This window comes from Sphingopyxis sp. P8, from assembly GCF_020622175.1.
GTDB classification, from domain to species: domain Bacteria; phylum Pseudomonadota; class Alphaproteobacteria; order Sphingomonadales; family Sphingomonadaceae; genus Sphingopyxis; species Sphingopyxis jiangsuensis.
In genome coordinates this window covers 1,456,306-1,475,654 of sequence record NZ_JACNMK010000001.1, presented here as the reverse complement: position 1 = coordinate 1,475,654, position 19,349 = coordinate 1,456,306, and the positions used below count along the sequence as shown (strand labels likewise).

At 65.5% G+C, this 19,349-nt stretch carries 17 protein-coding genes; 10 read left to right on the top strand and 7 right to left on the bottom strand.

The features are described 5' to 3' along the window. Positions 1 to 5: 5 nt before the first annotated feature. The 3 genes from H7692_RS07195 to H7692_RS07185 all read right to left on the bottom strand — a co-directional run bounded on the left by H7692_RS07195 (position 6) and on the right by H7692_RS07185 (position 4,887). Positions 6 to 3,299: a TonB-dependent receptor domain-containing protein gene (locus H7692_RS07195; protein ID WP_227339963.1), complete on the bottom strand. Its 3,294-nt coding sequence runs from the start codon at positions 3,297 to 3,299 to the stop codon at positions 6 to 8. 146 nt (positions 3,300 to 3,445) lie between these two features. Further along, positions 3,446 to 4,411 (bottom strand): FecR family protein, encoded by a 966-nt coding sequence (locus H7692_RS07190; protein ID WP_222135524.1) that lies wholly within the window; start codon positions 4,409 to 4,411, stop codon positions 3,446 to 3,448. After that, positions 4,411 to 4,887 (bottom strand): RNA polymerase sigma factor, encoded by a 477-nt coding sequence (locus H7692_RS07185; protein WP_201928994.1) that lies wholly within the window; start codon positions 4,885 to 4,887, stop codon positions 4,411 to 4,413. The genes H7692_RS07190 and H7692_RS07185 overlap by 1 nt, the downstream gene beginning before the upstream one ends. Positions 4,888 to 5,143: 256 nt before the next feature. Here H7692_RS07185 and H7692_RS07180 point away from each other — a divergent pair, with 256 nt between their 5' ends. Continuing rightward, positions 5,144 to 5,632 carry a hemerythrin domain-containing protein gene (locus tag H7692_RS07180; protein WP_222135525.1) on the top strand — a complete coding sequence of 163 codons (489 nt, stop codon included), beginning with the start codon at positions 5,144 to 5,146 and terminating at the stop codon, positions 5,630 to 5,632. 46 nt (positions 5,633 to 5,678) lie between these two features. Next, positions 5,679 to 6,803 carry a tRNA guanosine(34) transglycosylase Tgt gene (gene tgt, locus H7692_RS07175; RefSeq protein WP_222135526.1) on the top strand — a complete coding sequence of 375 codons (1,125 nt, stop codon included), beginning with the start codon at positions 5,679 to 5,681 and terminating at the stop codon, positions 6,801 to 6,803. Here tgt and H7692_RS07170 read toward each other — a convergent pair whose 3' ends face one another. Then, complete coding sequence (locus H7692_RS07170; protein ID WP_201928997.1) at positions 6,804 to 6,974, bottom strand: NepR family anti-sigma factor; 171 nt, start codon at positions 6,972 to 6,974, stop codon at positions 6,804 to 6,806. A 210-nt stretch (positions 6,975 to 7,184) separates the two neighbouring features. On the opposite strand from H7692_RS07170, the gene H7692_RS07165 reads away from it, so the two are divergent. From H7692_RS07165 to xth, 7 genes are all read left to right on the top strand, one after another. Then, positions 7,185 to 7,979 (top strand): response regulator, encoded by a 795-nt coding sequence (locus H7692_RS07165; protein WP_227339962.1) that lies wholly within the window; start codon positions 7,185 to 7,187, stop codon positions 7,977 to 7,979. 130 nt (positions 7,980 to 8,109) lie between these two features. Beyond that, complete coding sequence (locus tag H7692_RS07160) at positions 8,110 to 10,815, top strand: bifunctional [glutamine synthetase] adenylyltransferase/[glutamine synthetase]-adenylyl-L-tyrosine phosphorylase (protein ID WP_227339961.1); 2,706 nt, start codon at positions 8,110 to 8,112, stop codon at positions 10,813 to 10,815. Further along, positions 10,812 to 11,279: a thioredoxin-dependent thiol peroxidase gene (gene bcp, locus H7692_RS07155; protein ID WP_201929000.1), complete on the top strand. Its 468-nt coding sequence runs from the start codon at positions 10,812 to 10,814 to the stop codon at positions 11,277 to 11,279. The genes H7692_RS07160 and bcp overlap by 4 nt, the downstream gene beginning before the upstream one ends. Positions 11,280 to 11,344: 65 nt before the next feature. Further along, entirely contained in the window at positions 11,345 to 12,142 is a 798-nt protein-coding gene (locus H7692_RS07150; protein ID WP_227339960.1) for a ferritin-like domain-containing protein, read from the top strand. A 115-nt stretch (positions 12,143 to 12,257) separates the two neighbouring features. After that, the gene (locus tag H7692_RS07145; RefSeq protein WP_201929002.1) at positions 12,258 to 12,962 is read left to right on the top strand and encodes a M23 family metallopeptidase; all 705 of its coding nucleotides are present in this window, start codon (positions 12,258 to 12,260) and stop codon (positions 12,960 to 12,962) included. A gap of 88 nt (positions 12,963 to 13,050) precedes the next feature. Further along, the gene (erpA, locus tag H7692_RS07140; RefSeq protein ID WP_201929003.1) at positions 13,051 to 13,383 is read left to right on the top strand and encodes an iron-sulfur cluster insertion protein ErpA; all 333 of its coding nucleotides are present in this window, start codon (positions 13,051 to 13,053) and stop codon (positions 13,381 to 13,383) included. Positions 13,384 to 13,422: 39 nt separating this feature from the next. After that, a complete protein-coding gene (gene xth, locus H7692_RS07135) occupies positions 13,423 to 14,193 on the top strand; it encodes an exodeoxyribonuclease III (RefSeq protein ID WP_201929004.1) in 771 nt (256 codons plus the stop codon). Positions 14,194 to 14,199: 6 nt separating this feature from the next. On the opposite strand, the gene H7692_RS07130 is transcribed toward xth, so the two are convergent. From H7692_RS07130 to H7692_RS07120, 3 genes are all read right to left on the bottom strand, one after another. Continuing rightward, positions 14,200 to 15,324, bottom strand: a complete 1,125-nt coding sequence (locus tag H7692_RS07130) for a DUF1501 domain-containing protein (protein ID WP_227339959.1) — start codon at positions 15,322 to 15,324, stop codon at positions 14,200 to 14,202. A 3-nt stretch (positions 15,325 to 15,327) separates the two neighbouring features. Then, a complete protein-coding gene (locus H7692_RS07125) occupies positions 15,328 to 16,749 on the bottom strand; it encodes a DUF1800 domain-containing protein (RefSeq protein ID WP_227339958.1) in 1,422 nt (473 codons plus the stop codon). 65 nt (positions 16,750 to 16,814) lie between these two features. Beyond that, the gene (locus H7692_RS07120) at positions 16,815 to 17,984 is read right to left on the bottom strand and encodes an N-acetyltransferase (protein WP_227339957.1); all 1,170 of its coding nucleotides are present in this window, start codon (positions 17,982 to 17,984) and stop codon (positions 16,815 to 16,817) included. A gap of 119 nt (positions 17,985 to 18,103) precedes the next feature. Here H7692_RS07120 and H7692_RS07115 point away from each other — a divergent pair, with 119 nt between their 5' ends. After that, a complete protein-coding gene (locus H7692_RS07115; RefSeq protein WP_227339956.1) occupies positions 18,104 to 19,204 on the top strand; it encodes a fatty acid desaturase family protein in 1,101 nt (366 codons plus the stop codon). Positions 19,205 to 19,349 lie beyond the last annotated feature (145 nt).

The window sequence follows — 19,349 nt, the reverse complement described above, 5'->3', positions numbered from 1 at the left end:
GGACCTCAGAACTTCTTGCGCATCTCGAAATAGAAGACGCGGCGCTTGCCACTATGCTCGGCGCCGAAATAGCCATAGCTTTCGTCGGCGATCGGCGGGCGCTTGTTCTGGATGTTGTTGATGCCGAACTTCAGCCGCAGCCCGTTGAGCGCGGTGTTGTTGGTCACCGTATAGGCCACCGACGCGTTCATCGTGAACCAGCTCTTCACGCGCAGGAATTCCCCGGTCTGGTCCTGCGTGACGCTGATGTCGTTGAAGCTGCCGATATATTTGCCGAACCAGCTGACGTCCCAATTGCCCACGCTCCAGATTGCGGAGGTCGAAAAACGCCATTTGGGACGCCCGTCCTGTTCCATCAACTCGCCGATGCCATCGACGCTGACTTCGGTCGGCAGGTCGCCGTTGGCGATCGCGTCGAGCAGCAGCTGGCCGTCGGGGCCGGGGACCTGGAAAAAGCTCTTGAGCCGCGCGGCGTTGAACCGGAAGCGGAAGTCGCCGATCCCCGTGTCGGGCAGGTCGTAATAGGCGCCGAAGTCATAGCCCTTCGACGTCCGGCTATCGAGGTTCAGATAGGGGTCGAGGACGATGTTCACGTTGCCCGCCGGGTTGGCGGCGAGCGACGTTCCGGCGAACAGCGCAAGCGTGTCGGCGTCGGGATCCTCGCGAATCACGTTCGGGTTAAAGCTGCCCTGCTTGCGAAGGAGAAGGTCGAGCGCGAGCTGGTTCTGGTCGCCGAACGTGCCGACGAGGCCGGTCTGCTTGATGCGCCAATAATCGGCGGTCAGCGTCAGGCGCGGGATGAACGACGGAGAGACGACGACGCCGAAATTCAGGCTGGTCGTTTCCTCGGGCTCGAGCTGGTCGGTGCCGCTGCGCAGGCTGGTCGTGCTGCGGTTGCCGCACGCACCGACGTTGGAGATGAGGCCCTTTTCGAACTCGGCCTGACAACGGACATAATCGTCGCGCGAATTGTTGCGCGTTGTCCCGACGTCATTGACCTGAACGAGGTTGGGAGCGCGGAAACCGAGCGACCAGGCGCCGCGGAACAGCAGGCCGTCGAACGGGGTCCACGCCGCCGCGACGCGCGGGACGATCGTGCTGCCGACATCGGTGAAATGTTCGAAGCGGCCCGCAAGCTGAACTTCCAGCTTCTCGACGAGCGGAACATTCATATCCTCACCGATCAGCGGGATGAACGTCTCGGCAAAGGCCGAAAAGACTTCGCGATTGCCGCTGGTGTCGGGGCTGGGGCTGGTGCCGAGCACGTCGCTCTGCTCGACCACGCCGGTCACCGCATTGGTGAAGGTGATCGTGCCGTCGAGCCGCTCGTCGCGGTTGTCGATAAAGGTCTCGCGCCGCGCTTCGACCCCGACCGCGATGCCAAGGTCGCCGCCGGGAAGCGTGAAGAGATCGGGACGCGAAATCTTGAAATCGGCGAGCGCCAGCGTCGTCTTGCCGATGCGGTAGACGGGGACGATGAAGCTGTCGATCGTCGCCTGGTTGCTCGGCGTCCCGTCGATCGAATTGGGAAATTCGAAGCTGCCGCCGTTGAACGGATTATAGGCGCTCGCGTCGGTGCGGTTGATCGCGGCTTGGAACAGGGTGTTCGAGATGCGCGTCGCGCGGTCGGTCGTGTTCGCCTCGGTATAAAGGACCGCGGTGTCGAAATCCCACGAACCGATTTCGCCGCGCAGGCCGGCGAGGAAGCGCATGCTGTCGCCGGTGACCTGAACTTCGCGCGGACCGGCGTCGATCGCACGATAGCCGATGATCTGGATCGTCGATCCGGTCGCCGGGATGCCCGCCGGACGCGGATCGATCCGGTTCGGGTTGGTCGGATCGGGGGCGCCGAAGGGATTGTAATAGGCCGTCCGCGTCACGCCGATCGGGACGCCGCCCAGGATCTGCGCCTGCTCGATATTGCGGTTGAGCTTCGAATAATAATAGCTGCCCTCGGCATAAAATTCGAGGCCATTGTCGAACTCGTGGCTGAACAGCGCGAAGATATTATAGCGGTCGCGCTCCGAAAAAAGGTCGGACACCGGCGCCGAGTCATAGCGGATGGCGGTGTCGATGGTCGTGCTGCTGTTGTCGGCACACAGCCCGTTCTGCAGCGGCAGGAAGGTCGTGTCGTTCGACGCAAGGACGCTGCACGGCTGGATGTGGAAATCGTCGTCGCCAACGCGCGTGATCCGGTTGCTCGCCTGGAAGCGACCCCAGGGCGAGCCTGTGCTGCGATTGTTCAGCTGGGTGTCGTTCTCGAACGGTGTGCCCACGAAAAAGGGGCGCAGGTCGTCGCTTGCCGAAAAATCCTGCTCGGAAGCCGGAACGCGGTTGCCGTGAAAATAATTGCCATAGACGGTCAGGTTGCTGCGGCCGCCATTGAAATCGATGCCGAAGCCCGCGCTGATGTCATATTCATATTGGCTCGTCTCGTTCGCGAGGTCGAGCCGCATGTTGACGAAACCGCCTTTCAACCGCCCGCGCAGCTGGGTGTCGATCACGCCGGCGACGGCATCGGCGCCATAGACCGGCGATGCGCCATCGCGCAGCACTTCGACGCGGCGCACCGCGCTCGGCGGGATGGTATTGGTGTTCGGCGACACGACAGGGACAAGAAGTTCGGTCTGGAAACCGGGGTTGAGGACCATGCGGCGGCCGTTGATGAGCAGCAGCGTGTTGCCGGTGCCCAGGTCGCGCAGGTTGATCGACGCGACGTCGCCGCGCGCCGCGTTGGCGCTGCCGACCGTATTCTGGTCATTGAACTGGGTCGCCCCGATCTGCGGGATCGAACGGAAAAGTTCGTCGCCTGTGATCGCGCCAGTCGTCTCGATATCGTCCTCGGTCAGCACGGTGACGGGCAGGACATCGTCGACCTTCGCGCCCTTGATCTGCGAGCCGGTTACGACGATTTCCTGCTGCGGCGGAGCATATTCCGGCGCGCGTTCGGCCGCCGCAACGGGCGGATTGGCCGTCGACGCCTGCGCCACGGCTCCAGCGGTTACGACGAACGAGCCGCCGCTCGTTTCGCGCAGCGTCAGGCTCGAACCCTTGAGGAGCGTGCGATAGGCCGAGCGAGCGGTAAAGCGGCCCTTCAGCGCGGGCGCCGTCCGCCCCTCGACGGCCGATCCTGCAAATACGACGTTGCTGTCGGTCTGGGCTGCGACGGCGCGAAGCGACCGCGCAAGCGCCTGTTGAGGAAGATCGATGTTATATTCGGTCTGTTCGCGCGCCTCGGCCACATTTGCAGCGATAGCGACCATTGCGCTGCAGGCACCCAACATAGCCTTCGAGATCATAGTTTCGCCCCCTTGTGGCGCCGCGATTGTCGCATCCGCCTTCAACCTTTCAGACGTCGAAAGCGTCCAAATCCGACACAGAGATGAAAAAAAATTGGCTGGGGCCACAGCGCGCAATTAAATTACGGATTTGCCTGACATATTTTTTACCGGCGCGTCAGCAGCAGGCGGCTGTCCGACCGCTCGACGCGCAGGTCGTGAAGGGCCGCCACGGCGTGAGCAAATTCGGCGGTGTCGTTGGTTGCGAAAACGCCCGACACCGTAAGCCCGCCGAGGCGCGGGTCGGCAAGCTCGATATGCTGCCCGCCATATCGTCCGAGTTCGGTGAGCGCCGCCGACAAGCTCGTCTCGTCGAACACGATCTGGCCCCGCCGCCACGCCGTCGCGGCCTCTGCCGATGTTCGCGTCACGACTTCGGGGGATTGGGCGGCGGCCATCAGCTGTTCGCCGGGGGCAAGGATGGTGGCCGTCGCGCGCGGAGCCGTACCCGCGTCCAAAGTGTCGACGCGCACCTTGCCCGACAACAGGATCACGGCGACGGAATCCCCTGTCTTGCGGACAATGAAACTGGTTCCCAGCGCCGTAATCCGCTTGTTCCCGGCTTCGACCGTGAAGGGGCGCCGTGCATTGTGCGCAACCTCGAACATTGCCTCGCCCTTGTCGAGCTGGACGCTTCGGGAAGCCTTGTCATAGTGCACTTTAAGCTTCGTGTCGGCGTTGAGCGCGATACGCGACCCGTCTTCAAGCGTGGCAACCTGTTGTTCGCCGACCACCGTCGAATAGGTTGTCGATCCGTCGATCAGGAACCACCCCGACACAAAGCACATGATCAGCAGCGATGCCGCCATCGCGAGTGCGCGGCCGTGCTCGACGAAGTGCCTGAAGCCAGACCTTTTGCGCGCGGGTGACAGGCTCGCCGCCAACAGTTCGGCGGCGCCCGGGATGATCGCCCACACGTCCATCGCGCGCTCGAACGACCGGCGGTGCGCGTCGTCGGCAAGCAGCCAAGCCTTCAGCCCCGCTTCGGTCGAAGGCGTCCGTCCCGTCGATTCGAGCCGGGCGAGCCACGCCGTTGCTTCGGCGGCAATACGTTCCGATCGGTCGCGGCGCATCACCACTCGTCCATCCATTTCATCAATTGCAGCGTCGCCCGCGCAACCTGCTTTTCGACGGCTGCGACCGTCATCCCCTCATCGCGCGCAATGTCGGCAAAGGGCCGGTTGTCGAGCCGCCGCGCCAGCAGGATACGCCGCGTGCGTTCGGGAAGGCGCTCGAGCCCTTCCGATGCGCGGACAAGCCGCACCCGCTCTTCGACAATCTGCGCCGGGTCGGGCATCGCATCGGCAACGTCGCGCATTCCGTCCTGCGACGAAAAGGGCGACCGAAGGTTACGCCGCGCGCGGTCGATCGACAGGTTGATCGCTGCCTTCACAAGCAAGGCCTCGCGCGACTGCACATTGTGCGCGCTTTCATATTGTTCGAGCTTGATGAAAGCATCATGCACCAATTCATCGGCATCCTCGATTGGAACGCCGCGCCGCAGTACGGCACGCCTTGCTTTCGCCAACATGTCGACAAGGCTTGTCATGCGTCCCCGTGGTCCCCCCTCAGCCATTCAGACGAACGAGACGTCGAAAGCCGACATGCCGCGATGCGATCCGATCAATGGCGTCGCTTCCGTTATGCTCATTGGCGGAGAAAATCGCCGTCGCCAATATCCCTGATGATCTGCGCGCGAAGCAATCGGACTTGCGGTCGGCGCGTTTGGAGAGGAACGGCCGTCGCGGAACCCGCGCGGGGCTCGACCGTTTGCCTGAAGACCCCAGCGATCGATGGAGACCCGAATGGCCGACACGAAAATCTTCGCCCGCCTCAAGCAGGATCATGATCGTCATCGTGAGCTGCTCGAACGGATCGACGCCACTCAGGGTGACAGCCCGGAGCGGGCAGCATTGTTCGAAAAATTTCGTGTCGAGGTGACGGCGCACGCGGCGTCGGAAGAAATGTCGCTCTATGCCGCGATGCTCGGCCGTTCGGACCTCCGCGACGAGGCACAGCATAGCGTCGCCGAGCATAAGGAAATCGAGGATATGCTCGCCGAGCTATACGAGATGGACTTCGGCTCGACCGGTTGGCTCACGCGCTTCCGCACCATGAAAGACCGCTACCTCCACCATATCGACGAAGAGGAGGAGGACATGTTCCCCGAAGCCGAGGACGGCCTGTCCCAAGCCCAGAAAAAGGAGATCGCGGAGACTTTCGCGAAAGAGAAGCCGAAGGAAAAGGCCAAGGCCGCCGCGGAGGAACCCTCGAGCGAACACGCGCGCGAATAGCGCGGCGGCTCGACTTTCGGCGCGCGCCTCGCCATAGGCGCGCGCCATGAGCGACAGATTCGCCTTTTCGATCGCCGCGACCGACGGCGCCGCGCGCACGGGCACGATCCGGATGCAGCGCGGCGAGATTCGCACGCCCGCCTTCATGCCCGTCGGCACCGCCGCGACGGTGAAGGCGATGCGCCCCGCCGAGGTGCGCGCGACGGGAGCCGACATCATCCTCGGCAATACCTATCATCTGATGCTGCGCCCCGGCGCCGAACGGATGGCCCGGCTGGGCGGGCTCCATAATTTCATGGGGTGGGACCGGCCGATCCTGACCGACAGCGGCGGCTATCAGGTGATGAGCCTGTCGGCGCTCACCAAGCAGAGCGAAGAGGGCGTGGCGTTCAAAAGCCATCTCGACGGCTCGCGCCATATGCTTACGCCCGAGCGCTCGATGGAAATCCAGCGGCTGCTTGGCAGCGACATCGTGATGGCATTCGACGAATGTCCGCCGAACGGCGTCGATGCGAAGCGTGCGGAAGCGAGCATGGAGCGTTCGATGCGCTGGGCGGCGCGCAGTCGCGCGGGTTTCGATGCGGGCGAGGAACATGCGGCGGGTGCGGCGCTGTTCGGCATCCAGCAGGGATCGCTCGACGAAAAATTGCGCGCGCGTTCGGCTGCCGCGCTTATCGACATCGGTTTCGATGGCTATGCGATCGGCGGGCTCGCCGTGGGCGAGGGGCAGGAGGCGATGTTCGGCGTGCTTGACTATGCGCCCGGCCAGCTTCCCGCCGACAGGCCGCGCTATCTGATGGGCGTCGGCAAACCCGACGATCTGGTCGGCGCGGTCGCGCGCGGGGTCGACATGTTCGACTGCGTGCTGCCGACGCGGTCGGGGCGCAACGGGCAGGCCTTCACGTGGGAGGGGCCCGTCAACATCCGCAATGCCAAACATGCCGAGGATCTGGGTCCGCTCGATGCGTCCTGCGGCTGTCCGGTCTGCACAAACTGGTCGCGCGCCTATCTGCACCATCTCGTCCGCGCCGGCGAGATGCTCGGCGCGATGCTGATGACGCAGCATAATCTGCATTTCTATCAGGATCTGATGCAGGCGATGCGCGATGCCATCGCGGGGGGCCGTTTTGCGGCTTTCGCGTCGGACTTCGCCGCGCGCTATCGCAAATGATCAGCTGAGCTTGCCGAGCAGGTCGAGCATCGACTGCGGAATGCTTTCCTCAACGGCAGAATCATAGGCGCGGCGCAACGCGACGTTGACGTCGTGCGCCTTTCTGGTGACCTTCCTGTCACCTGTCTTGCCGGTCCGCTTGTTCGCTGACGAACCGGATTCAGATGACATATTCGAAGCAACCGCTGGTCATGGTCCCCCGTGCTAACTGTGGATAAACCAAACTGCAATGGTGCGTTTGTTCCTTCCGCATGAAACCAATTTGCGCTTAAATCGTTCCCGACAGGAGAAATTTTGCCGGGCTGGCGCCGACTTTTCGACGCGACGCCCGGATTTGCGTGTGTTTTGGGGCAGGCTCTGGCCTGGATCAGGAGGTAATCTATGTCATTGGGTCAGGCGATTGCGCCGCATCTTCCCTATCTGCGGCGCTATGGTCGTGCCATATCGGGAAGCCAGCAGCGCGGCGACGCGCTCGTGGCCCGCATTCTCGAAACGCTCGTCGCCGATCCGGGCGCGATCGACGAGGGCGCCGACCTGCGTATTCAGCTCTATCGCATGGTTCACGATAATTTCGCCCTGATGGCGGAAGAGGCGAATGTTGCGGAGGCAGCCCCCGCCGACGATATGGCGATTGCCGATGCCCGGCTGCGCCGCATCCCGTCGCTCGCGCGCCAGGCGCTGCTGCTCACGGCAGTCGAGGGGTTCGATGCCGAGGACACCGGCCGCATCATCGGCCGCGACGCCGACGCCGTGCAGCGCTTGATCGCCGAAGCAACCGCAGAGATCGAACGCCAGACGCGCGCGCGCATCCTGATCATCGAGGATGAGCCGATCATCGCAATGGACATCGAAATGATCGTCCGCGAACTCGGGCACGAGGTTGTCGCCGTGGCGACCACCCACACCGAAGCGGTCGCCGAAGCGCAGAAGCACAAGCCAGGCCTCGTCCTCGCCGACATCCAGCTCGCCGACAACAGTTCGGGGATCGAGGCGGTGCAGGAAATCCTCTCCGACGTGAAACTGCCGGTCATCTTCATCACCGCCTTCCCCGAGCGGCTGCTCACCGGCGACCGGCCCGAACCGGCCTTCCTGCTCACCAAGCCCTATCAGCCCGCAACGCTGCGCGCCGCGATCGCGCAGGTGTTGTTCTTCGACGAGAGCACGGTTCCGGCCTGATATTTCCTTCGCCATTGCGAGCGCGGCGAGGCAATCCGGAATGGATAAACCATCCTGGGTCGCTTTGCTGCGCCCGCAGCGAGCAGCTTTGGGTTGCGGCCTTGGGCCGGGCGCGCGATAGCGGCCTGCGATGACGTCCCAACGCCAATCGGCGCTCGACCGCCTGACCGCCAACGCGCCCTTCCTCGCGCGGCTTGCCGAGCTCAATCCCGGCGATGTGACGCGCTTTCTGGCCGACGGCACCGACGCGGCGCTCGCGCAGATCGATTCTCCGGCAGTCGACGACAATATCATGGCGGCGCTGCGCTACTGGCGCGGGCAGGTTGCGCTGCTGCTTGCGCTCGGCGACCTGTCGGGCGAGCATGATGTCGCGGCAACGACGCGTCACCTGTCGGACTTTGCCGATGCTGCGTGCGACGCCGCGCTTGCTGCGGCCTTTGCCGAGCGCGTGCCGGACGAGGAGCCGCGCGGGCTGTCGGTAATCGCGCTCGGCAAACTCGGCAGCCACGAGCTCAATTACTCGTCCGACATCGACCCCATCCTGATCTTCGACCCCGAAACGCTGCCGCGCCGCGCGCGCGACGATCCCGACGAGGCTGCCGTACGGATCGCACGGCGGATGGTCGAAATTTTGTCGGCGCGCACCGCCGACGGGCATGTGCTGCGCGTCGACCTGCGCCTTCGCCCGCACCCCGAAGTGACGCCGATCGTGCTGCCGGTGAACGCCGCGATCTCCTATTATGAATCGCAGGCGCTCGCGTGGGAGCAGGCGGCATTTATCCGCTCGCGCGCGTCGGCGGGCGACCGCGCGCTCGGGCAACATTTCCTTGGCGCAATCCAGCCCTTCATCTGGCGCCGCAGCCTCGATTTCCGTCAGCTCAAGGAAATCGGCGCGATGAGCGACCGCATTCGCGACCATTTCTCGCAAGGACAGGCGCTCGGCCCCGGCTATGACCTCAAGCGCGGGCGTGGCGGGATTCGCGAAATCGAATTTTTCGCGCAGGTCCACCAGCTCATCTACGGCGGACGCGAGCCAGCACTGCGCGCGCCCGCGACGGTCGACGCGCTTGCCGCGCTCGCTTCGGCGGGGCGGATTGACAGCGATGTCGCTGCGCGCCTCGCGGACCATTATGCGCTGCTGCGGCGGATCGAGCATCGGCTGCAGATGGTCGAGGATCAGCAAACGCACAGCCTGCCGGTTCAAACCGCCGCGCTCGACGGCGTCGCGCGGCTCGACGGGCTGGCCGACGGCGCCGCGCTGCTCGCGCTGCTCGAGCCAGTGGTTGCCGACGTCGGCTCCTGTTACGACCGCCTCGTCGCCGAACGCGCGGCGCCGAGTGGCGCATTGCCGCGCGACGAGGGCGAACTTGCGCCGCAACTCGCGGCGGCAGGCTTCGATCCGCCCGCCGCCGCGCTCCGCACGATCGCCGAATGGCGCGGTGGCAAGCTGCGCGCGCTGCGAAGCAGCGCCGCGGTCGAGGCGCTGGAAACCGTGCTTCCAGAGCTGGTGCGCGCGCTGGGGGCGGCACCCGACCCCGACGCCGCACTCACGCGCTTCGACAAGCTCGTCGCGGGACTGCCGAGCGCGGTCAATTTCTTTCATCTTCTCGCCGCCAACCCCGCGCTTGCGCGGATCGCGACGCGCATCCTGTCGCTTGCACCGACGCTGGCCGACGCGCTCGCGGTGCGCGTCGATCTGATCGAGGGGCTCATCGACGCGCATGCTTTCGATGCTCCCGCGACGCGCGACGCGCTCTTCGTCGAATGGGCGCCGGGGCTCGCGGGTCTCGATTACGAACAATTGCTCGACCGCGTGCGCGACCGCGTGGGCGAGCGGCGTTTCGCCTATGGTGTCCAGCTCATCGCCGGGTCGACCGATCCGCTCGATGTCGCGCGCGGCTATGCCGATCTTGCAGAGGCGGCTTTGCAGTTGCTCGCCGATGCGACGGTCGCCGAATTTCGTGCGGCGCACGGCGTCGTGCCGGACAGCGAATTGGTGATCCTCGCGCTTGGACGGCTCGGCGGGTGCGCGCTTACCCATGCGTCCGACCTCGACCTGATCTACCTCTTCACCGGCGACCATCTCGCCGATTCGGACGGCGCGCGTCCGCTCGGTGCGTCCACTTATTACAACCGTCTCGCGCAGCGCGTGACCGCGGCACTCTCGGTCCCGACGGCAGCGGGCAAGCTCTATGACGTCGACACGAGGCTGCGCCCGCAGGGCGCGCAGGGGCCGCTCGTCGTGACGCTCGACAGCTTCGAACGCTATCAGCGCGAGGAAGCCTGGACGTGGGAACATATGGCGCTGCTCCGCGCGCGGCCGGTTTACGGGTCGGACGAAGCGCGCACAGAGGTCGAGCGCATCATTCGCGAGGTGCTGGCCAGGCCCCGCGACCCCAATTCGGTCGGGCGCGACGCGGCGGAGATGCGGGCAAAGATGGCCGCGCATAAACCGCCCAAAGGACCGCTCGACGTAAAGGGCGGACCCGGCGGGCTCGTCGACCTCGAATTCGCGATGCAATATGTCCAGCTGACGCGCGGGCAGGGGCATGACCCGCATCTCGGCACCGCGCTCACCGTGCTGGTCGAGGCCGGCCTTGCACCACGCACGATACCGCAAGCGCATGACCTCCTCACGCGGATGCTCGTCATGCTGCGCCTGACCGCGCCCGAGGGTGAACCCGCGACCCCGGCCGCGCGCCGCCTTGTCGCGGAAGCGTGCGGACAGTCCGACTGGACCCAATTGCTTGCCGCGCACGATGCGGCGCGGCAGGAGGTCGGCAATTGGTGGGCGTCGATTCGCCCCGACGATATGGAAAAGGAGCGCGAGAAATGAGCGGATTGACCATCGGAGACGCGATTCCGGCCGTCAAGCTGGCCGACGCCGACGGCGCGATGATCGACCTCGCCGCGATGAAGGGGGCGCCGCTGATCGTCTATTTCTATCCCAAGGCCGATACGCCGGGCTGCACGACCGAGGCGCAGGACTTCACGCGGCTCGCGCCCGACTTCGCACATTTGGGCGCGCAGGTGCTCGCCGTATCGCGCGACGCGCCGGCAAAGCTCTGCAAGTTTCGCGACAAATATGGCCTCACCGTGCGGCTCGCCTCCGACGAGGATGGTGCCGTGTGCGAAGCCTTTGGAACCTGGGTGGAGAAGAAGAATTACGGGCGCACCTATATGGGCATCGAACGCTCGACCTTCCTCTTCGACCGCGATGGCAAGCTCGCGAAAGAGTGGCGCAAGGTCCGCGTGAAGGGACATGCCGATGCGGTGCTGGAGGCGGCGAAGGCGCTTTGACCGAGCATGCCCATTCGCCTGCCATTCCGTTCGCGCGACGCGAACCGTTTGGGGAAAGAGGCGGGATGCCGGTGACCACCCTTGGCGAAGCCGCGCGTGCGGTCCTGCTGACGGCGGACCCGCACGACAAGCGCCGCGCGGCGCGCGCATTTGCGCGGGCATGGCGGCAGGGCGCGCTTGCGCACCGCTGCGACGTCGCGATGCCCGATCAGCCCGCCTGGCCCGACCGGCCCGAGTTGCTTTCGCCTGCACACATGCCGCGGCGGCGCAAGGGCGGGTCCGAGCGCGGCCGGATCGCGATGCTCCACGCGCTCGCGCATATCGAATTTGTCGCGATCGATCTCGCCGTCGATCTCGTCGGCCGCTTCGGCGGCGAATTTCCGCGCGGCTTCGTCGACGACTGGATCGGCGTCGCGGCCGACGAAGCGATGCATTTTGCGCTGCTCGACCGCCGGTTGCGCGCGTTCGGCAGCCATTATGGCGCGCTTCCTGCGCATGCAGGATTGTGGGAAGCCGCCGCCGCGACGGCCGATGACGCGCTCGCGCGGCTCGCGATCGTGCCGATGGTGCTCGAAGCGCGCGGGCTGGACGTCACGCCGGCGATGATCGAGCGCTTTCGCGGCGTCGGCGACGCGGCGTCGGCGAAAATTCTTGAACGAATCTATAGGGATGAGGTGCGCCACGTGAGCGCGGGGACGCGCTGGTTCGGCTGGATGTGCGACGAACGGGGATTCAACGCCGTTGAAACGTGGCAAAGCCTCGTAAAATCGCGGTTTCGCGGGCAACTGAAGCCGCCGTTCAACGACTCAGCGCGTCACAACGCCGGTTTAACGCAAGAATACTACGCTGTTATTGCTTCATAAGGATTGGCACAGCACACAGGCTCTCGCGGGGGATGAGCAATCATCCAAGGCAAGAAAAACCAGCGCCAAGGCCCTTTTCGGGACCTTGGTGACTAGGACAACGCGGGGTCGTTACGTGATAAACACTCTTCTGATGCAGAAGTTGCAACAAGGTGCGTTTCTCTGTGCCGCCGCCCTTTTCTGGGCCGCCACGCCAGCAGCGATCGCTGCAGAGAATAGCGCCAATGCCGGGGTCGTCGTTCCCGACGAACCCGATGATGACGAATTTACCGCCGGCGTTCCGTCGGCCAGCGAAGACAGCGAAGCGCGCGCGGTGTTCCAGGCGTGGAAACGCCTCGATACCGGCCTTGCCGCAAGCATTGGTGTTTCGGTGCCGTCGCGCCGCCCGATCGAGCAAATGTCGCTGTCATCCTCCTACGGCATGCGTGTCCATCCGATCACGGGCAGGGTCGCGCGCCACAATGGCATCGACATTCCGGCGCCGCACGGCACGCCGATCTATGCCACCGCCGACGGCATTGTCGGCCGCGCGCAGCGCCTTGGCGGCTACGGCAATTATGTCGAAATCGAACATGGCAACGCGATCCAGACGCGCTACGGCCATATGTCGTCGTACATCGTGAAGTCCGGTCAGCAGGTCAAGAAGGGCGAAATTATCGGCTATGTCGGTTCGACCGGCCGCTCGACTGGCAATCATCTCCATTATGAAGTCCGCATCGAGGGCGCACCGGTCAATCCGATGCCCTTCGTCCGGTCGGACCAGATGGCAATCGCCGCGCTGACGGGGGACAACAGCGCAATGGGCGGTCCCGAGGAATAAGCTCTTTAGGGTCGGAGAGGAGCGAGGGCGCCCAACGGCAATGCCGGGGCGCCCTTTTCATTTGGCGCAGGCGCCTTATCTTGCAGTCATGAGCACCGACATCAGCCTTTCCTCCGCTGCCGCAGCGCGCGTCCGCTGGATTGCCGAACGGCAAGGCGCCGCCGAGCCTGCGCTGCGCCTCGCCGTCGATGGCGGCGGCTGTTCGGGCTTTACCTATCGTTTCGGCCTCGCCGACAGCATCGACGCCGACGATCTGGTGACCGAGACCGATGGCGTCAAACTTGTGGTCGATTCGGTCAGCATCGACCTCGTGCGCGGCTGCATCGTCGATTTCGTCGACTCGCTCGGCGGCTCGTCGTTCAAGGTCGAAAATCCCAACGCCGCCGCGGGTTGCGGTTGCGGGTCGAGTTTCTCCATCTGACGCCTTTCGAAGCGCGCCGCATCCTGCCATAGCGGGCACATGAAAGTCGCGACCTTCAATATCAACGGGATCAAGGCGCGCCTGCCGCGCCTCGTCGAATGGCTGGAGGAAACCCGGCCCGATGTCGCCTGCCTTCAGGAACTGAAGTCGAGCGACGAAACCATGCCGGTCAAGGAAATCGAGGCGGCGGGCTATGGTTTTCTCTATCATGGGCAAAAGGGGTTCAATGGCGTCGCAATCCTCGCCCGCGATGCACAGCCTGTCGAGATCCAGCGCGGCCTTGCGGGCGAGGCCGAAGACGAACAATCGCGTTACCTCGAGGCCGACGTCCACGGCATCCGCGTGGCGTCGATCTATCTTCCCAACGGCAACCCCCAGCCGGGGCCGAAATTCGATTACAAGCTGCGCTGGATGGCGCGGTTGCGCGAGCGCGCGAAGGCGCTGCTCGCATCCGAAATCCCGACCGTGCTTGCGGGCGACTATAATGTCATCCCGCACGACGACGATGTCTGGGACCCGCGCGCGATGGCGGGCGACGCCTTGATGCAGCCCGAATCGCGCGATGCCTATTTCCGCCTGCTCGGCGATGGCTGGACCGACGCGCTGCGCAGCCGTCACCCCGCGGGCGGGGTGTGGACCTTCTGGGACTATCAGGCGGGCGGCTGGCAACGCGACCACGGCTTTCGCATCGACCATCTGCTGCTCAGCCCTGCGATGGCCGACCGGCTTGTCGACGCGCAGGTCGACAAGGATCATCGCGGCCGCGAAAAGGCGAGCGACCACGCGCCGACGTGGGCGAGCTTTCGCTAGATACGATCAGGCGTCGGGATAAAGCGTCGTCATCACCCGTTTCGGGTCGAGCGCGTAGTGATGGGCAACTGCCTCGGCAATCACGCTTTCGAGGTTTCGCGTCGGCCTGAGATCGCGCCCCTCGTAACGCGAAGCAGGCGCCAGCCCCGGCCAGTCGGCGACCACCGTCCCGCCGTGCGCCAGTGCGCCGCCGAGGAACATTGCGCTCGACGCGGTTCCGTGATCGGTGCCGCCGGTGCCGTTGACCTCGACCGTCCGGCCGAACTCGGTCGCGACAATCACCAGCGTGTCGTTCCACGCCGTGCCCAGGCCGGTTTGCAGCGCCGCGACGAGCTGGTCGAGCCCGCGCAACTGCGCTACAAGGCGCCCGCGCTGCCCGCTGTGCGTGTCCCAGCCGCCCGTTTCGACCATCATCACGCGCGCGCCGTCGGCAGGCTGCATCAGCGACGCGGCAAGCTTGCCAAGGTCGGCGCCGTTGCGCCCGTTGTTGCCGCCGATGTCGCCCGCCAGTTCCTGCGTCTTGACCGCGCTGTCCCATAGTGGGTGAAGCAGCGGGTCGTCGGCGTAAAGTGCAGACAACCGCGCGATCAGGTCGGCATCGGCTTGCGGCAACCGGCTCGGCGCGTAGGTGCCGACCGGGAAGGGGCCGCGCAGCGCGAGCGGGACCGCGGCGGCGATCGCCAGTGCCTCGCGCTCGGCATCGGGGAGCAGGGTGAGCATCCGACCGACCCATCCGTCCTCGCGTCCATAGGGCCGCGCCCCGCCACCTTCGAGCATGTTCTGCCCGTCGAAATGCGACCGGTCGCGATAGGCGGTCGCGACGGCGTGCGCAAAATGCGCCTGCTTTGCTCCGTAAAGCGTCGCGGTGTTCGCGAGCGCCGGATGCAGTGTGAACATCGCATCGAGCTTGGCGCCGCCCGCGGTCTCATCGGCGAGCGCCTTGCGCGCGGAGGTAAAGGCGGGGTCGCCGGTGGGGGCGAGCGTTGCAAGCCCGTCGGCGGCTCCGCGCTGGATTATGAAAACGAGCCGTCGGGTCGTTCCGGCGGCGGCATAGGCGAAGCGCGGCGTGGCCGCGGCGGCGGCGGCGATGCCCAGGCCGGAAACCAGCAGCGAGCGGCGCGAGAATCTCATCGGCTATCTCCGCAAAAAGGCCGGGCTGGCGAAGAGCATCGCCATCCCCTGGCCGGGGCTGTCGGCGCGTGCGATCGCCGTTTCGGTTTCGGTCGTCAGCGCGTCGGCGAGAATCAGGGGCGCGAGGCGGCGCGCGTCGACGCGGTCGCCGATCCGCCCCGCGATCCGGCTCGCGAGTTCGACGCGCTGCATCAGCGCCGCCGATCCCGCCCAGGTCGCGACAAGATCGGCATAGCCCGCGGGCGATCCCGGGCGCCACAGCGGCTGGCCGAGCTGGTTGAACATTGCTGCGACATTCTGGCGCTCCCCGAGCGCGGGCAGTTTCAGCGCGCGCATCACCGACACCGACCAGTCCCACGGCGACTTGAACATCGCGGTGTCGGCGGCCCACGGCTCGGGCGACGCGACAAGCGTGCGATAAAGCGAGCGAAGGTCGCCGCCGCTCCTGCGGAAATCCTCCGCCAGCCGGTCGACGAGCGACTGCGGCGGCGTGTCGCCGGTGAAATGGCGCGCAATTTTGGTCGCGATATGTGTCGCGGTCGCAGGATGCACCGCGAGGTCGCGCAGCACCGCTTCGGCCTGTCGCGCCCCGGTGTCGGGATAGGATTTGCCGAGGATTGTCTGGCTGCCGGGCTGATGCAGCGGGGCGATGAACACCGTCTCCCCCGGCCGCGCGTCAGCGGGCATCAGCCGCTGGCCCGCGCCGCGCCCCAGGCCGCTCACCGTTACCCCGGTAAGCGCCTTGGCGAACGACGTGACGTCCGCTTGCGTATAGCCGCTGCGCACGCCGAGCGTGTGGAGTTCGAGGATCTCGCGCGCCAGATTCTCGTTGAGTCCCGGCGCTTGCCGCCGACCCCGGCCGCGCATCCGCGTCGCGAGCGCGCTGTCGGGGCCAAAGCTTTGCGCCTGGTCGAGATAGAGGAGCATCGCCGGATGGCGCACCGCCGCGATCAGCAGGTCGGCGAACTTGCCCATGATATTCGGGCGGATTGCCTCGAACTCGTAATTGCCGGCGAAACCGATCACCGGCAGCTTGTCCGCCGATACGGCAAAATGGTTCGACCAGAAATGGACCAGCCGCTCGGCAAAGGGAGTCGGGCTGGCAACGGCAGCGGTCAGCCGTGCGCTCGCCGCGTCGACATAATGGCGGCGGATGTCAGAGCGCGACAGACGCTCAACCTCAGGATCGGCACCTTCAGGTGTCGGGGCCCGCGCTTCTGTCTCGCGCATGGCGCGGCGGTCGGCGAAATAATCGACATAGGCGGCGGCGACAGCCTCGCGTCCGGCAAGCGCGGCGATGGGCGCGGGTGCAGGGTCGAATTCGGCAAGCTGGCGCGTCAGCCAGTCGCGGGGGTCGTCGATTGCCGGATCGTCATAGCGGCGCCCGAGACCGAAGCGGTTGGCGGCAAGATATTGGACAGCCATGCATCAGCCTTTCTCGAAAGCCGTGCCAGCATGTCCGCGCTTTGTCGCAAATTTGTGCCAGCGGATCAGCCGAATGACTTGTCGTAAATCTGGTACACCCGGTTTACGCGTGCTTCGATCGCGTCGGCAACCGCCTTCATCCCCTGATTGTCGTCGAGCACCCAGCCGATGTCGCCCCGCGTGGCGCCATAATCGCGTACGGCGTCGCGGCGGATAAACTCGATCATCATGAAGGCCAGCGTGCTCGCCATGCGGCTGTTCTGCAATTTCTTGACGACGCCCATCAGCGGGACGCGGAGCCGGCGGCTCTTGGGCTTGTGCAGCCACCAGAGCAGCTTCGCCCAATGAAAGGGGAGAAGCGAGCCGTTCATGTCGATCAGCAGCTCGTTGATGTCGGGGAGGACGATCATGAAGGCGACGGGTTCGCCGTCGACCTCGGCGATGCGGATCAGGTCCTCGAACACCAGCGCCTTCAGCTTCTTGCCGACGTGCGCGATTTCGGAGTCGGTCAAGGGCACGAAACCCCAATTGTCCGACCAGGCGTCGTTCAATATGCCCATGATGAGCGCGGCCTCGGCATCGAACCGGCGCTTGTCGACGCGCCGGACGCGGATACGCGCATTTTTCTCTCCCGCCGCGACGATGCGCTCGACGATCGGAGGGAAGCCATCGACGATGTCGACCGCATAGTTGAGCAATTGCTTGGCCGGGCGATAGCCTGCGGCTTCGACCCAGCCGCGATAGAGCGGGCTGTTGTGGCCGAGCATGATCGTCGGCGCCTCGGCAAAGCCCTCGATCAGCAGCCCCGGCTCGTCCCACACCGATATCGACAGCGGCCCCAGCGCGCGGTGCATTCCCTGCGCGCGCAGCCAGTCCTCGGCCGCCGCGAACAGGGCGGCGGCAACCTCTTCATCCTCGGCCTCGAGCAGCCCCCAATTGCCGGTCCCCGGCCCCATGCCCTGTTCGGCAGGCTGCGCGAGCGCGAGCGCGTCGATATGCGCCGAAATGCGTCCGACCGTGCGCTCGCCGCGGCGGGCGAGGAAAAGCTGCGCCTTGCCATGCTCGAACCAGGGATTCTTGCCGGGCGTCAGCAGGTCGAACACCTCGTTCTTCAACGGCGGAACCCATGCCGGGTCGCCGCGATTGAGCCGATAGGCAAGCTCTACGAACTCGCGCTTGTCGGCCTTGTTTTCGACGCGGCGGATGGTGATCGGACCTTCGCTGTGTGCGGCCATACCTGTTATCCCGTTGCAACTGCCCTATATTGGTCGCGCCGCATTAGGGCATCTGTGCGGCGGTGGCGACCCGCATTTGGCCATCTTGCTGCCACGAAATCATGGTGAAGGCACCGGCTATGACTGTCATGACTCCCACTGCCGAGCGCGCCGCCGCACCCGCTGCGGCGCAGCCCGCGCGCAAGGCCGCGATTGCCGACGACATGGCGATGATCCGCGCCGCGTCGGAACTGACGCGCGACCTCGTGCAGCCGAGTGCGCGCATCTATTGGACCGATTTCCTTGCCTCGGCCTTCATTGGCTATGCCGGTGTGGCGGCGGCGATCTTTGCGCCGACGACGGCGTGGATGCTCGCCGCGGCGCTCGTCGCGGTGCTCGCGCTCTACCGTGCGGGCAGCTTCATCCACGAAATCACGCATATCCGCAAAAATGCGCTGCCGGGCTTTCGCTTGGGGTGGAACCTGCTCGTCGGCGTGCCGATGCTCATCCCCTCCTTCATGTACGAAGGCATCCATTCGACGCACCATAACCGCACCAAATATGGCACGGTCGAGGACCCCGAATATCTGCCGCTCGCGCTGATGAAGCCGTGGACGGTGCCGCTGTTCGTGGTGGCTGCGGCCTTCGCGCCGCTGGCGCTGATCGTCCGCTATGCGGTGCTGACGCCGCTGTCCTTCCTGATCCCGCCGCTCCGCAAGCTGGTGCGCGAGCGCTATTCGGGGCTGATCATCAACCCGATGTTCCGCCGCCGCGCGCCCGAGGGCGAGTTTCGCCGCCAATGGGCGTGGCAGGAGGGCGGCGCCTGGGCGTGGTCGACCTTGCTCCTTGCCGCGGGGCTGTTCGGCTGGGTGCCGCTGCGCGCGCTGCTGATCTTTGGCGCGATCGCGTCGGCGAGCATCGTGCTCAACCAGATTCGCACGCTCGTCGCGCATCTGTGGGAAAATGACGGCGAGGTGCTGACCGTGACCGGCCAGTTCCTCGACAGCGTCAACGTCCCGCCGCCGGGCCTGCTGCCCGAACTTTGGGCACCGGTCGGGCTGCGTTATCACGCACTCCATCACCTGCTGCCCGGCGTCCCCTATCACGCGCTTCCCGAAGCGCACCGCCGCCTCAAGGCCGCGCTGCCCGACGATTCGCAATATCACAAGGCGAACTACAGGGGGCTGCCGGGGCTGGTCGCGAAGCTGCTCGCGGGTTCGGCCAAGGGCGCGGCAGTTTGAGGTGAGCCTGCAAAAGGTCGTCGGCTTTGGGGTTGGGAGCGGACGTTCAAGAGCACCCTCGTCACCCCGGGCTTGACCCGGGGTCCCGCTTCTATGGCGCTGCTGAGCGGGACCCCGGGTCAAGCCCGGGTGACGGGCTAGAAAG